We start from the raw sequence: 13,844 nt of genomic DNA, 5'->3' as shown, positions 1-13,844 counted from the left end.
ATCTGACTACAGATAACACCAGATCAGAGGTGGTGACCGGATGGCTGGAATAAGATTTCAGTTGCCCCGAATTCGATACAACTGCCCCTAATCGGCCACCGTGCACCCCGGCTCGATCCGGACAACCTGTCGTTTGTTCGCCGACCGAATGCCGAATCAAAGGTTCGGGTCCATCAGGGCCAATTCGGTCCCTGCGGAGGTTCAACGAACATCACGCGATGACGCACCGCGGCTGGTGCACCGCGGCCACACCACTCGCGAGCAACGTCCCTCAATCCGCTCCGCGGAACCACGTCATCGTTGTCGGAAACGACGATGGGCATCGGCGCCTGGGGTGTGAGCGTACCGATGCGCTGCTGACCGAAGACCGACTTCGTCTGCACTCCGACGAGCGCAGACCAGGTCGTTTGATCAATGCTTACTCGAGCCCGGGGCCGTTTTCGACGTTGAGTGGTTCACCCGGGTGAGTACGGGATTACAGTGTCACGGTCAACGATGCTTTGTTTCGGCGGCTAATACCAAAGACCCGTTCAGGATGAGGGGTAGCAACATGTCCACAGAGGACGCAACCGCAACGGCCAAGAAGTCGCCGGGCCTGCGGGAACTGACTGTCCGGGGAATCATCCTGGGCGGACTGATCACCCTGGTGTTCACGGCCGCCAACGTCTATCTCGGATTGAAGGTGGGTCTCACCTTCGCCACGGCGATCCCTGCGGCCGTCATCTCGATGAGCATCCTGCGCTACTTCGCCAACCACACCGTTGTCGAGAACAACATCGTGCAGACCATCGCTTCGGCTGCAGGCACCCTGTCGGCGATCATCTTCGTGCTGCCCGGCTTGATCATGGTCGGCTGGTGGACCGGCTTCCCGTACTGGATCACGGTGGCGGTGTGTGCCATCGGCGGCATCCTCGGCGTCATGTACTCGATCCCTTTGCGTCGAGCGTTGGTGACGGGATCTGATCTGCCCTATCCCGAGGGGGTGGCAGCGGCCGAGGTTCTGCGAGTCGGCGACACCACCCAGGGCGCCGAAGAGAACAGGGGCGGGCTGCGGATCATCTTGATCGGGTCGGTGGTTGCCGCTGCGTTCAACCTTCTCGCGAACCTGAAAGTCATCAGCAACTCGTTGGCCGGGGCCATCAAAGTCGGTGCAGGCGGCACGATGTGGGGCGCCAGCTTGTCGCTGGCCCTGATCGGTGTGGGCCATCTCGTCGGACTGACCGTTGGCATCGCCATGCTTGTCGGTCTGGTCATCTCGTTCGGCATCATCCTGCCCATCCAGAGCAACGGAAACCTTCCCGCCGGCGAAGCCCTGCTCGACGGGGTCAGCAGCATCTTCTCGTCCGACGTTCGGTTCGTGGGCGCCGGAGCCATCGCAGTCGCGGCGATCTGGACCCTGCTCAAGATCATCGGCCCGATCATCAAGGGCATCAAGACAGCCATGGTGTCGGCCAGCAGTCGCCGCAAGGGATCATCGGTCGAACTGACCGAGCAGGACATCCCCATCACCTACGTCGGCCTCGTCATCCTGGTGGCCCTGATCCCCATCGGCCTGCTCCTCTGGGACTTTGTGCACAACACGGCATTGCACGGTACGGCCACCGGAATCATTGCTGTCAGCATCATTTTGGTGTTCGTGATCGGACTCGTGGTCGCCGCGGTCTGTGGATACATGGCCGGACTCATCGGGTCGTCCAACAGCCCGATCTCCGGTGTCGGCATTCTTGTTGTCCTCATCGCGGCCCTGCTCATCAAGATGGTGTACGGCGATGCGACAGATGCGCAGAACACCGCGCTGATTGCGTTCACGCTGTTCACCACGGCAGTCATCTTCGGTGTCGCGACCATCTCCAACGACAATCTTCAAGACCTCAAGACCGGCCAGCTCGTGGGTGCCACGCCGTGGAAGCAGCAGGTGGCGTTGGTGATCGGTGTGCTGTTCGGTTCAGCCGTGATCCCGCCCATCCTGCAGCTGATGCAGACCGCTTTCGGTTTTGTCGGGGCACCCGGCGCCACCGATGACGCACTTGCCGCCCCGCAAGCTGCACTGATCTCCTCGCTCGCCAAGGGCGTGTTCGGTTCGGACCTGGACTGGAACCTGATCGGGGTCGGTGCGCTCATCGGTATCGCCATCATCGTCATCGACGAGGTGCTGACCCGGACGACGAACAGCAAGTTCCGTCTGCCGCCGCTGGCCGTGGGAATGGGTATGTACCTGCCCATCTCGCTAACGTTGGTCATCCCGATCGGCGCCATCCTCGGCACTTTCTACAACAAGTGGGCCGAGAAGTCCGGTGTCGAGGTGGAACGCAAGAAGCGTATGGGCGTCCTGTTGGCCACCGGCCTCATCGTCGGTGAGAGCCTCTTCGGTGTGGTGTTCGCCGGCATCGTTGCCGCGACCGACGACGAAAGCCCGCTCGCCATTGTCGGCAGCGGATTCGAGCAGATCTCCGAGTACCTCGGTGTGATCGTCTTCGTCGCCGTTATCGCGTGGCTGTACAAGAAGACTCAGCAGATTGCGGCCAAGCCTGCAGAGGGCGAGTCGGTCAAGCTGGACAAGAGGTGAGCTCGCCATTTCCCCCGCAGCACTGACACTCGGAATCTCGTTGTATTCGATGGCAATCCTCGTCGGCATCGGAGTCGGCATCAACGCAGCCACCAAAAATCGGCGTCAACTGGCCTGGATCATGGCGACAGTTGTCGGGGTGCTGGTGGTTGCGGGTGTGGTTGTTGCGGTGTTGAGTGCCACGACTTTTGCGTGAGGACGATTCGGAGCCAACCGGGCTGCCTGCACAATCCGTCCTGCGTCACTCAAGAGGCTTGACAGTCACAGACTGCTGACCACCACGTAGCCCAGTATGCCGACAAGCATGAATCCCACGGCAACGTCGTCCTTTTCGTAGATGCGGTAGCCCCACGCTCCCCCGGCCACGCAGGTCAAGCTGGCCAATGCCGGGCCGAAGAGCCACAGCACGGGCGTGAAGTACATGACCAACGCCACCAGTATCCACACCCCGACACCCACAACAACGCCGCCAACCATCCGCGCGGCGCGAGACGTCCACGGTTTCCTGACTGCACCGGTCATGTGCACCACCCCCTCGCTCTCTGACGCCAACGGCCAGACCGCGGTTCCATGAATTGAGAGCCAGGAGATTGCGGTCGACGAGCGGTGCTCATACCTCGCACAGTCGCAAAGTTCTGAGCGCCTGCGAAGCTCTCGATCCTTCGAGCACGATTGACGACCAGGCCTGAACCCGCGCAGCCGGGCCGAGGTGATCGCCGCGGGGATGTGGAGTCGAACGATTGCTCCGGCCGGTTCAGACCGTCCGCGGCGCGAAGCAACGCGCCCAGACCTCACGCACGGTGACGGCCACGAGTACCAGAACCAGCGCGGCCGTCATATCTGATTCGGCGTCGGTGTCGGGAGTCGCGATCACAAGCAGGAACAAGGCAACACATGGCGCCCCTACGGTGATCAACCCTCGCCACAGTCGACGAGCTGCGGTCGCCTCAACCACAGCGGCGATCATCACCACCACAAACATTGCCGCCGAGAGCAGTTCGCCATCCCTCCACCACTCGTATGGAAGGGCCACGGCCACGTCGACATAGTCCGCGGTAGCCGACGATGAATCCGGCACTGTCGAATACACCATCCATCCGTCGGACCGAAGAAGGAACGGCGGGTGTTGGTAGCCGTGATCGTTGCCTAGCCAGGTGATTCCCCCGGCGAATAACGTTGCGACCACAAACACCCACCAGGCCGCGTGGCCGGTGATGCGGGCTCCCAGATGCACCTTACGACGGCTCATGGGTACGAAGTCTTACATGTCGACGCAATGAGCAGCCCAGCAATCCACCCGGCGACTCGGATCACCCAGGTCCCCCGACCACTCAGTCGGCAGTAGCTCCACCAAGTAGCGGCACTTACGGGAAGTGGTTGCATTTGTCTATCGTACGAATAGATGCACTTAGATCAACGAAACCTCCTCTGCTGCAGATATTTCCGTCCTCACCAGTTCATCAACCCTTGTGTGGTTCCCTACGTAAAACACACCACTGCACGAGGAGCACGCTTTCAATGCCCGACCAGCAACCACCCAACCAAGGACAGCCGTTCAACCCGTACGGGGACGGACAGCAGAACAATCCATACCAAGGCGGGCAGCCCTATCCGCAGGGTCAGTATCCGCAGCAGGGTGGGTACTACACCCCGCAGCAACCACCTAAGAAGCGCAAGATCTGGCCTTGGGTACTACTCGCGATCATCATCGTGATCATCGCAGGCATCGCTAGCTGCGCCGCGTTGATAGGCGGCGCAGTAAACGAGGTCAACAAAGAATCGAATGAAGTTGTTCAGGTGACCTACGAGATCACCGGCGATGGGCCGACCGGCTCGGCGACGTTCACCACCGGGGAACTCGATACTGCGCAGGAGACAAATATCGCGATCCCGTGGACCAAACAAGTTGAGGTCACCGGAATCCTGAAGTCCGTGTCGTTGATTGCCAGCAACGGCATTGAATCCCAAGGGTCGATTACCTGCACGATCAAGCAGGGCGACCGAGTCATTGTCACCAATACGTCCTCCGGCCCAGGTGCGACTGCAAGTTGCTCAGGTGACGCAGACGACGAGTAAGCCATTGCCGACAGAACCACCGTCGTATGGCGGTGGTTCTGCCGGCGGCACCTACTTGTTCGAGATCAGGCGCCCCCCGAGACGGCCCGCGGATCAAGTTTGTCGGTATTCCGCGGGCATCTCACATACCGGGCTTCAGTCTGCGACTAGTCGCCCCCTGCCCCAATATGAGTCGTTTGCCCAGGCCGGCGGTGTTCGACGAATCGTTGTATCGAACTCCTGCTGGCGTCCGATCACATAGCGACCAGGTGCGATCCCCGTGGCTCCATGCTCGGGATGGATCAGGTACGCAACCACTTGGGTGTCGAGGATGCCAAGCGCCAGACCTCTCGGATCGATTACCCACCCCATCCACATGCAGTGGCCCGCTTCGGAGACAAGGCTGTGCGGGTTTCCGCCGGCTGCGCTGCGTAGCAGTTCAATTCCCGCCCGTGAAACCTGTTCGGGATGTGCATTCGAGTAGGGCGTGACCATCGGCAAGATGTCGGCGGGTGTGACGAGAAGGTCGCCCTGCGCCTGGAGTCCGTCGACGACGGGGATCGACATCTCGGTGTCGAGGTAGTCGAAGACCTCGAGGCCTGAGAGTGCGGTGAGATCGGACAGGGTCATGGTGGAGTTCATGTGATCACCTTGAGGTTGTGTATGGATGTTGTTGGATGCTTTTCAGGTGCGGCGGACGAGCCGCGAGTAGTCGTCGCCGCTGACGCCGTAGGTCCAGCCGGCGGCGTCGAGAGCCGAGGACATCCCGTCGGGCACAGGAAGCCCGTATCGTCGGCGGGTACCATCCCGCTCTCGGGATCCGTTCAGAACCAGCAGAATTCGTCCACTGCGGCGCAAACTCGCCGGAGTTGCGTACAGCGCCAACGTGCCATCGACGTTCCCAGGGTCGTCGGCCTGGTCGATGAGAGTCATGCCGGCTTCCGCGATGTAGACGTCCCAGCCGATGCGCTCGATCGCGCACCGACGGACCTCCACATTGCGTTCGCGATCGATACGTTCAACGGTCGGATCATGCATCACCCATTCGGGCACCACCGTGCCATGTAGAACGTAAACTGCTTTCCGATCAGCGAATTGAATGGCCGGCACTTCCTCATGGTGCAGGCGAAGTTGGCCAAACTTCGCGTCTGGGGCGGGTTCGGTGTGCATGGTTGTGGGTCTTTCTGCCATGACGCAGACGTCGTCGAATGGCCACCACCATCCTGTCGCTCGCGCCAAAGCGCGGTTGATGTCAAGGATCTCGGCATCTTCCGGCGAATACCTGGCTAGACCCAGTTGGGGCCCAGCTACGCAGTGCGCTATCCACGGGGCTTCCTGCTGCCCATACCAAGTGACGTAGCCGGGGACAGGCGGGGTGGCTGAACGGATAGCAGTGGCGATTCCATCGGAAACACTGGCATGCAACGAATCCCGGATCTCTCGGCGCGCTCGCGCCCTCGGTCCCGGGTTGGGATCTGGCGGGGAAAGCGGGGGTTGCCACCACCTGAATCGATTCGCACGACGGTGCGGATCGATTCGCGCCAGCATCCGTGCCTTCGACCTGGTGATCACCGCTGCCACGTCGGAATGTCCGACTGCCGCATGCCGTGGGCGATCGGCACCGACGCCGCGAGTCCTTCGGCGATGATCAAGTCCGCAGCCGCAGGTGGTGACGGGAGCCAGACAAACTCCGGTTCCGGACGGTCAGCCAGTCGATATAGTTGTGCCACAGCGGTTTCTGCGGAACTTCTGTCGCTCGGTCTGGTGGTCAGTGCGTGCGCAAGCCACGCTGCGTGAATATCAGCGATGGTGCGTGAATACCCGAGATCGAACTGAGAATGGTGGTCTTGCGGCGCTCGGTGGTCAAGAACCGAGGGCACATGTGCGGCGCTCACGCGACGGTGGCGGGATCCGCCTTTCCTGTAGTCATGTTTTCCAGAGTGACACTCGGAGCCGGAGTTGGCAAGGGTTGGTCGCAAACTTGTTTCAGGACAGCGCGTTTCGGGTGGTTGCGTGTGAGCTGACGCGGCTAAACCATCTGGCGTTCGAGCTCGCTCGCAGTGCTGGAGGTTGCTCGCGCCGTAGACCGAGCGTTGGCCAGTACGGTGCGCGGCCTCCGCATCGCGCTCGCTGAACTCGGAGACGCTCACGCTGCAGACCGAGCGTTTACCAGGAACCCGAGCGAACGCCGCATCGCGCTCACCAAACCCGGAGACGCTCACGCTGCAGACCGAGCATCCACCAGAAACCCGAGCGGCCAACCCGACCCGCACACCAAACCCGAAGAAGCTCGCCCCACAGACCGAGCACCCACCAGGAACCCGAGCGGCCCACCCGCGACTCATGGGACTTCTTCCCGAACCCGCATGACCCCCGTCCACCGCATCCCCCATTCGCCGGCAGCGGTGGAGGTCGAGCTGGCGGATGGAACCACCGAACATGCCGACGCGGTGATCGTCACCGCACCCATCGGCGCCCTCTCGCACATCGAATTCGACCCGCCACTTCCGGCCGGTCAGCAGAAGGTGATCGCCGAGGGCACCAACTCGGTCGGGTTCAAGTCTGGATCAAGGTGGCCGGACGGCACTCGATCATCGCGGGCGCTCCTGGCGACAACCCGATCTCGCTTCTGCGCAGCGAGTACTTCCTCGACGACGAGGACGCCACCATCCTGGTGGGCTTCGGATCCGACCACAACGCCATCGACCTCCAGGACGTCGACTCAGCACGGAAGGCCCTCAACGTCTGGCGGACGATCTGCTCGACTGCGGCGGCCACGACTGGGTGGCCGACAAGTGGTCGGGGCAGACCTGGGCGACGTTGCGGTCGGGACAGTTCTTCGACGGATGGAGCAACTTTCCTGTCGAGCGACTCCCGGCTGCGCTTTGCCGGCGCCGACTACGCCCGCGGGTGGAACGGTGTGGTGGTGGACGGGGGCCATCGAGTCAGGGATTGTCACCGCGATGTCGTTGATCAGGGAGTTTGCTGACTAGCTCGACGGAACGTGAGCGGATGGGTGGGGTAAGAATTACGCCCGTGTTTGCGGATCGAGCGCGGACCGTTTGGCTTCGGCGAGTCGGGGTACAGCAGCATGTGGCATCGGGACGATGACGTCGCGTGTGAACACAGACATCGTGAGTTGTGCGGGTTGAAGGCACGGTTTTGGCGAGTTGCGGCCAGGTCGCTGCATCTTCAGACCGGACGTCGTGCAGCCACGACGTATTGTTCTGAACTACACCGTTGACCTGAGGAGGCGTCTGCAATGGCTGGTGGTCTCGTAGCTCTACTCGATGACGTCGCTGCAATCACGAAGGCTGCCGCGGCGACGCTCGACGACGTCGCTGCCGCTGCAGGCAAGGCGAGCGTGAAGGCGACGGGCGTGGTGGTGGACGACACCGCGGTGACTCCCCGCTACGTGCACGGGTTCACCCCTGACCGCGAGCTGCCGATCATCCGCAAGATCGCGCTGGGCTCGATCCGCAACAAGCTGCTGATCATCCTGCCGGTGGCCATGATCCTCAGCCAGTTTCTGCCGGGCGCGCTGCCGTATCTGCTGATCGTCGGCGGCGCGTTCCTCTGCTACGAGGGGGCCGAAAAGGTGTACGAGGCGTTTGCCGGACACCACGAAGAGGTGGTGGAGCCCAGCGAGCGTGGTCCCGACTTCGAGAAGACGATGGTCAGCGGCGCCATCCGCACCGACCTCATCCTGTCGGCGGAGATCATGATCATCTCCCTGGCGTCGGTGGAGGACGAGCCCTTCGTCACCCGCCTGCTGGTGCTCATTGCCGTGGCGTTCCTCATCACCGCGCTTGTCTACGGCGTCGTCGCCCTGATCGTGAAGATGGACGACCTGGGCCTGGCGTTGGCCAAGCGCAACTCCACGCTGAGCCAGAAGGTCGGTCGTGGGCTGGTGGCAGCGATGCCCAAGCTGATGAGCATCCTCACCGTCGTCGGTATCGCCGCCATGCTGTGGGTGGGTGGACACATCCTGCTGATCAACATCGGCGAGGCCGGCTTCCATTGGCCGACAGACCAACTCCACCACCTCGAACACTGGGGTGAAGAGCTTGTCCACGGTTGGTTTGGTGGCGTGCTGTCGTGGGTGCTTGGTACCGCTGCTTCTGCGGTGATCGGACTTATTGTTGGCGCGATCATCGTGGCGATCATGCATGTTGTTCCGAAGCGGAAGAAGAAGGATGCGGCTGCGCACTGAGTGATTTAACTCTTGCGACGCCGTGACGGTTTCCGCGATGTCCCGGTAGACAAGTCGGGATTGGTTCGCAGCCTCAAGGTAGCGGCGGCAGCTCTTTCGCTCTCGCCATGGCCGATCTGCGCGCTTGCCGCAGAACAGGGGTGAACGCGTTGTGCGCGCCGTCGATGTTCAGCGGCAGAACGAGGGTTTCGATCAGTTCGTCCTCCAACATCCAGGGTCGCGGGTGCGTAATCCAAGAAACGAGGGCGTTGCGTGCCATCCACTCCGACAGGCGCGCTTCACCGGCGCCGAAGGTGCATCGCTCACTGGGGCCGACACGGCGGAGTTCGATACCGAGTTCCTGAGACAGCAGGCACCCAAGAGACTTTCGCAGTGTCGACACCGAAGCATTTCCTGCGTAGTGGAGTTTGATCCGCCGCCTGATGTTCTGTTTGCTGGCAACCCCGGCGGCGGACGGCTTGCTCGGACTGATCCCTGCGTACAACAAGACCAATCCGTCGTCTCGGCGGACGCACTTCGACGTGTCCATGTCGGCGGGCATGGTCTTGAACCACCACCCGTACACGCCAGGCTGCGCGGGAACCGGGTACGGCTTGGCGAATACTTCGTCCCGGCGACGCACGGGTGCGGCAACGTACTGCGCGTGGAACTCGTGCTCTGACATGGCCGTCAACGCTACCGACTCCTCGCGTTGGAGACCGTCAATTTTCTGGTTCCGCATCCAGCTCTCAACACCGTTCCCACGCACCCCCGGTGCACTACCGTCGAGTCATGCACAACCTCGACGCTCGAGACCCGTTGGCCCTCGGCCAACAGCTCATGAGCGTGCTCGAGGGCGGGCGCCGTACCGCTACGTACAAGCTCGCAACTCTGCTCGCACTTCTCGACTACGCAGTGGAGAACACACCCGTTGACCCTGACGCGGCTGTCTCCGTCGATCTCGATGACCTTGCGGAGCGTGTCATCGGCCTCTATTGGCGGCAAGTTCGCCCTCTTGACGGACACGACCTCAAACAGTCCTCCCAGCCGAAGGCTCGCATTCCGGACGCTGTGCGAGCGTTCAAGCGGACATCGTCCGTCGGCGAGGTGGCTCTTGACGTATGCAAGCGTCGCCACCCGGATCCATTCCGGGAACTGCGCAACGAGGTAAAACTCACGCTGGTGCAACAACCTCTTCCCCGGTTGCAACGACTGAGCAAAGCAGAGACGCACACATGCTTCCTGTACGACGACAGCTGGATGTTCGACAGGACCTCGTTGGCATCCATTGCGAGACGCGGCAACGTCATTGAACTCTATCCAGGGGTCGGTTTCGCATTAGCGCGGCTCTCCTCACTACTGAAGCCTGCTCTTCAGATCGCGTGGGTCGGAGATGTCCGCAGGCACAACGCGTTCTTGAAAGAGAATGCTCCGGACCTGGCGGCGCATCTCTTCGGTATGGATCGCGTCTCGCTCTCCCGAGTAAGAGAAGTGTTGATGAAGAAATTCGGCGCCACGTGCTTCTACTGCGGCGTGAGGGTTGGAGCCGGCTGCCATGTTGACCATGTACTGCCATGGTCGCGAGTCGGCATCGACGGACTCAGCAATCTGGTCCTGGCTTGCACGCAATGCAACGGCGACAAGTCGAATCTTCTCCCGGCTCCGGTTCACGTCACGACCGCTCTGGGGCGAGGTCGAACGGTGCTCGAGACGTTGGCCGCGTCGATCGACTGGCCCAGCCAGTTCGACAGAACTGCGTCAGCGGCCCGTGGCATGTACTCCACGCAACCTGCTGGCACCCCGATGTGGTTGCGAACACGCGAGTTCGAATACCTGGCCCCAGACTTCGGATGGACGACCGCATCTGACGAGGTCCGGTGGGCTGCCCCCTTAGACGGTTTAAGACTGAAGGGGCAGGGTCACTATCGATGAGTGAGTACCAGCCAGCACGGCGACGAGATCCTTCTTCACCATTGCGGAAGGGCACTGAGAGTCTGGGTCGCGACCTGGCAGATTTTTGGGCACGGTCAGAGTCAGACCTGTTGAGTAACACCACACGCGGCCTGCTCGCTGAGTACATCGTGGGGATTGCCCTGGGCTGCACCGATGGAACGGTCAGACGCGAATGGGATGCGTTCGACCTTCTGACGGAGAGCGGCCTGCGCATCGAGGTGAAGTCGTCGGCGTATCTGCAGTCGTGGCAACAGAAGTCGGCCTCGGCAATCAAGTTCGCTGTCGGTCCCGCGACGGCGTGGTTCGCCGAAACGAACTCCTACGCCGAAGTCCGCGAACGTTCTGCAGATGTCTACGTATTCTGTCTGTTCATCACCGCAGATCGAGCCGTGGCCGACCCCCTCGACGTAGACCAGTGGACCTTCTACGTCGCGTCGACCACCCACATCAACGCAGCGATTGGCGAACCGAAGACCATCACGTTGGCCAGCCTGCGAAGTCGCGTCCAGCCACTTGAGACCGGCTTCGGCGGCCTGCTGGCCGCTGTTGAGGATGCTGGACGATCGAAACGGCCCTAGCCGTGACAAAACGAAGGGCAAATCGATCGCCCTGAGGTCAGATCTCGTCAACGTGGATCAGTCCATCCTGCAGCGCCCGCGCCAGGAGCAACGCCTTCGTACCGGCGGTACGACCGACTGCCTCGTACTTGCCGCGGATCCGCGAAATGTGGGTGTTGACCGTCGCAGCCGAGACGTACAACAAACGCCCCGCGGCCTCTTTGGTGTCGCACATCAACCAGGTCCGCAGAACCTCGATCTCACGCTCGGTCAACGCCGGCACTGTGGCCCTGGCTACCGCATCATCCATTGTGTCCATCACTGATCCGATCTCTCCCTGATCGACAGCCGGGAAGTTGACTGTCTGCAACGGACCGAAAGGTAGCGGTGGCCTAAGACAACGAATTCCGTTGCGCCACAGGGACTTATAAGAACAGCAATGTAATTTCGAACGCATGATCGAGCCACTTTTGAGTGCCCCGAACATGTCAGACCCCCTCGTTACCCTTCCTTTGACAGGACAAGAGAGAGCGGGTGACCATGTCCAACATCTTCGACTTCGACGCTTCCGTTTCCGATGGATGGGCCGCGTTTCGTGACGAGCTGACAACCTGCCTGACCGGCCTGCATGCCGACGGATCGGTGCAAGTGACCGCCCTGAACAGCGAGGTCGACGGCGCCGGCCCGGCCGCGATTTTCACCATCACCGCCGACGACGAAGTGCGGTGCCACCTCAGCCCCACGATCCTCGGCGAGGGACGCGAGCTGTCCGACGACGAACTCTCGTTGCTCATGGAGCTCGAGTGGGATTCGATTTCCGAGGAAGAGTGCACGGTCGAGCACAGTCGTGACGAGGCCGAGCACGTGGTGCTGGCCGCCACCGGTGTGATGCAGGAACTGTGGCAGGTGCTTCACCCGAGCTTTCTCCTGACTGTCGAAGAACAGCTCGCTGAACCCATTCAGCACAAGGGATTTCAGCCCGCCGGCCAGTCGCAACTTCAGGATCTCGTCGATGCTGCGCTCAAACGCATGACCGGGTGCGCGCCGCGCAAGGACGACGACGGCGACATCACCTTCACCGTCAACGACGAGACGTCGTGGCTGTGCGTCGACGTGAACGATCCCGTCATCGAGATGTTCACGAATCTTGCTGTCGATGTGGATGACTCGGCTGCCGCCAGTGAAGCGATCATGGCCTTCTCCCGCAAGTGGCCGGACATCAAGTTCGTCCTCGTCGACTCCTACGTCCGGGTGTCGATTCGGATGGATGCGACCGTCTTCACCGACGCGGTTCTGCAGTCATCGCTGACGAAGTGGTTCGACTTCTTGACTGAGGGCGCCGGTGATGTGGCTGCTGCTGTCGCCGAGGCGTCCTCGGCAGCCGAGGACGCGGACGGAGGTCTGCCGGCGGGGCTTATGTGCCTGCTTCAGCTCGATGACGACGATGTCGGTCCGCTGACAACCCGTGAGATCGCGGCGGTCTGCGACTTCGACCGCGATGCCATCCTCCACTACATCAAGGTGTGCGAGGAGCAGCGATTCTCGTGGCGGAGTTCGATTTACGACGCACTCGAGCGCGAGGACGAAGAGGAAGCGCGCGCGTGTGAACACGAAGAGAAGGCGTGGGCAGCGACCACCAAGAGCCTGCGTGCCGCGCTACGGTTCGTTGTCCTGTCGGCGCGGCTGGACGAGGTTATGTAGGTCTATGGACGACAAAGCAGAGGTTCCCGTACATGTGGTTCTCGCTGAGGTACCGCCCGGCGCAGCGCAGGACGACGACGAGAGCTGGTACACGTTCCCGGACGGGACCCCCGAGCAACTAGCCCGCGATCCTGGCAGCCTCGCGGAACGTCTCGATGATGTGCAGGTAGTTCTTGCGACCGTCACCGCCGTTGGCGGCGTTGTAGGACAACGGACTCGGGTGTGGGCACCTGAGGATGACGGTGTCGCGGATTACTTCAGCGTCTATCTTCCAGGCGATCCGATCCCATGCCTTCTGCGCCTTGTCCCCTGACAACACCAGGACGCGGGGCGGCTCACTCAACAGTCGTATGAAGTCGACAAGGTACGGAGCTGCACGCGGAGCCTCCTTGTTAACCGTGCGACCTGGGAACAGCGGGTTGTTTGTCGACCACCACGGCACGACGTTCCAGTTCAAGGTGATGTCGTATGGGACGCCGGCCGCTTCAGTGGCCTCGTAGTAGTTGCGCGCCGTTGGATCGTTGTTGTGTTTGCTGATGAAGCCGGAGTCACCCTCGGCAGCTCCCGAAGGGTCTTGGAAGAGCATGAGAATGCGGACACCCTTGCTCGCGGCGTCGGAGTCCAGGTACGGAATTGACTCGTTGGTCTCAGCCCGCACCTCTTCGACCCACTTGTTCAGACGACCTACTTCGCCGTTGAATCGGCGTGCGAGCCGGGCTTCTACGTTGCGCGGGGCGTGCTGCTTGCTCAGCAGCTCACCGCGCTGGTACGCCAGCTTGTTGTAGACCGTCACGAGTGGATAGTATGCCGAGTTGATCTG

General features: G+C 61.6%; 16 protein-coding genes and 1 pseudogene. 9 read left to right on the top strand and 8 right to left on the bottom strand.

Annotated elements, in window-relative coordinates; translation table 11 throughout:
* Positions 1 to 173 precede the first annotated feature (173 nt).
* Entirely contained in the window at positions 174 to 416 is a 243-nt protein-coding gene (locus CSW57_RS24255; protein WP_143696492.1) for a lipase family protein, read from the bottom strand.
* A 134-nt stretch (positions 417 to 550) separates the two neighbouring features.
* Between CSW57_RS24255 and CSW57_RS04485 the strand changes: the two genes are divergently transcribed.
* Positions 551 to 2,566 (top strand): OPT family oligopeptide transporter, encoded by a 2,016-nt coding sequence (locus CSW57_RS04485; protein ID WP_099381602.1) that lies wholly within the window; start codon positions 551 to 553, stop codon positions 2,564 to 2,566.
* A 49-nt stretch (positions 2,567 to 2,615) separates the two neighbouring features.
* A complete protein-coding gene (locus CSW57_RS24645; RefSeq protein WP_223249026.1) occupies positions 2,616 to 2,762 on the top strand; it encodes a hypothetical protein in 147 nt (48 codons plus the stop codon).
* A gap of 65 nt (positions 2,763 to 2,827) precedes the next feature.
* On the opposite strand, the gene CSW57_RS04475 is transcribed toward CSW57_RS24645, so the two are convergent.
* Entirely contained in the window at positions 2,828 to 3,088 is a 261-nt protein-coding gene (locus CSW57_RS04475; protein ID WP_143696475.1) for a hypothetical protein, read from the bottom strand.
* Between the two features lie 232 nt (positions 3,089 to 3,320).
* Entirely contained in the window at positions 3,321 to 3,815 is a 495-nt protein-coding gene (locus CSW57_RS04470) for a hypothetical protein (protein ID WP_099381600.1), read from the bottom strand.
* Positions 3,816 to 4,084: 269 nt separating this feature from the next.
* On the opposite strand from CSW57_RS04470, the gene CSW57_RS04465 reads away from it, so the two are divergent.
* Positions 4,085 to 4,642 carry a hypothetical protein gene (locus CSW57_RS04465; protein ID WP_099381599.1) on the top strand — a complete coding sequence of 186 codons (558 nt, stop codon included), beginning with the start codon at positions 4,085 to 4,087 and terminating at the stop codon, positions 4,640 to 4,642.
* Between the two features lie 135 nt (positions 4,643 to 4,777).
* Here CSW57_RS04465 and CSW57_RS04460 read toward each other — a convergent pair whose 3' ends face one another.
* Positions 4,778 to 5,263, bottom strand: a complete 486-nt coding sequence (locus CSW57_RS04460) for a hypothetical protein (RefSeq protein ID WP_099381598.1) — start codon at positions 5,261 to 5,263, stop codon at positions 4,778 to 4,780.
* Between the two features lie 42 nt (positions 5,264 to 5,305).
* A complete protein-coding gene (locus CSW57_RS24800) occupies positions 5,306 to 6,169 on the bottom strand; it encodes a DUF6745 domain-containing protein (RefSeq protein ID WP_317615570.1) in 864 nt (287 codons plus the stop codon).
* Positions 6,170 to 6,987: 818 nt separating this feature from the next.
* Between CSW57_RS24800 and CSW57_RS24635 the strand changes: the two are divergent.
* From CSW57_RS24635 to CSW57_RS04445, 3 genes and pseudogenes are all read left to right on the top strand, one after another.
* Positions 6,988 to 7,146: pseudogene (locus CSW57_RS24635) on the top strand (FAD-dependent oxidoreductase); the annotation flags it as partial.
* A 47-nt stretch (positions 7,147 to 7,193) separates the two neighbouring features.
* Positions 7,194 to 7,610 (top strand): hypothetical protein, encoded by a 417-nt coding sequence (locus CSW57_RS04450; protein ID WP_223249091.1) that lies wholly within the window; start codon positions 7,194 to 7,196, stop codon positions 7,608 to 7,610.
* 273 nt (positions 7,611 to 7,883) lie between these two features.
* Entirely contained in the window at positions 7,884 to 8,834 is a 951-nt protein-coding gene (locus CSW57_RS04445) for a DUF808 domain-containing protein (RefSeq protein WP_099381597.1), read from the top strand.
* A gap of 73 nt (positions 8,835 to 8,907) precedes the next feature.
* On the opposite strand, the gene CSW57_RS04440 is transcribed toward CSW57_RS04445, so the two are convergent.
* A complete protein-coding gene (locus CSW57_RS04440) occupies positions 8,908 to 9,498 on the bottom strand; it encodes a GIY-YIG nuclease family protein (protein WP_099382043.1) in 591 nt (196 codons plus the stop codon).
* Positions 9,499 to 9,605: 107 nt separating this feature from the next.
* Between CSW57_RS04440 and CSW57_RS04435 the strand changes: the two genes are divergently transcribed.
* Together CSW57_RS04435 and CSW57_RS04430 are read left to right on the top strand one after the other, a co-directional pair.
* Positions 9,606 to 10,745: an HNH endonuclease gene (locus CSW57_RS04435; protein WP_099381596.1), complete on the top strand. Its 1,140-nt coding sequence runs from the start codon at positions 9,606 to 9,608 to the stop codon at positions 10,743 to 10,745.
* Between the two features lie 110 nt (positions 10,746 to 10,855).
* The gene (locus CSW57_RS04430) at positions 10,856 to 11,344 is read left to right on the top strand and encodes a hypothetical protein (RefSeq protein ID WP_223249024.1); all 489 of its coding nucleotides are present in this window, start codon (positions 10,856 to 10,858) and stop codon (positions 11,342 to 11,344) included.
* A 37-nt stretch (positions 11,345 to 11,381) separates the two neighbouring features.
* Here CSW57_RS04430 and CSW57_RS24630 read toward each other — a convergent pair whose 3' ends face one another.
* A complete protein-coding gene (locus tag CSW57_RS24630) occupies positions 11,382 to 11,642 on the bottom strand; it encodes a LuxR C-terminal-related transcriptional regulator (RefSeq protein WP_223249023.1) in 261 nt (86 codons plus the stop codon).
* A gap of 221 nt (positions 11,643 to 11,863) precedes the next feature.
* On the opposite strand from CSW57_RS24630, the gene CSW57_RS04420 reads away from it, so the two are divergent.
* Entirely contained in the window at positions 11,864 to 13,024 is a 1,161-nt protein-coding gene (locus tag CSW57_RS04420; RefSeq protein ID WP_442316345.1) for a T3SS (YopN, CesT) and YbjN peptide-binding chaperone 1, read from the top strand.
* Positions 13,025 to 13,142: 118 nt separating this feature from the next.
* Here CSW57_RS04420 and CSW57_RS04415 read toward each other — a convergent pair whose 3' ends face one another.
* Positions 13,143 to 13,817 carry a uracil-DNA glycosylase family protein gene (locus tag CSW57_RS04415; RefSeq protein WP_099381592.1) on the bottom strand — a complete coding sequence of 225 codons (675 nt, stop codon included), beginning with the start codon at positions 13,815 to 13,817 and terminating at the stop codon, positions 13,143 to 13,145.
* Between the last annotated feature and the right edge of the window lie 27 nt (positions 13,818 to 13,844).

It is taken from the genome of Williamsia muralis, assembly GCF_002735905.1.
Taxonomy (GTDB): Bacteria; Actinomycetota; Actinomycetes; order Mycobacteriales; family Mycobacteriaceae; genus Williamsia; species Williamsia muralis_A.
This window is presented reverse-complemented; position numbering and strand designations above follow the sequence as displayed.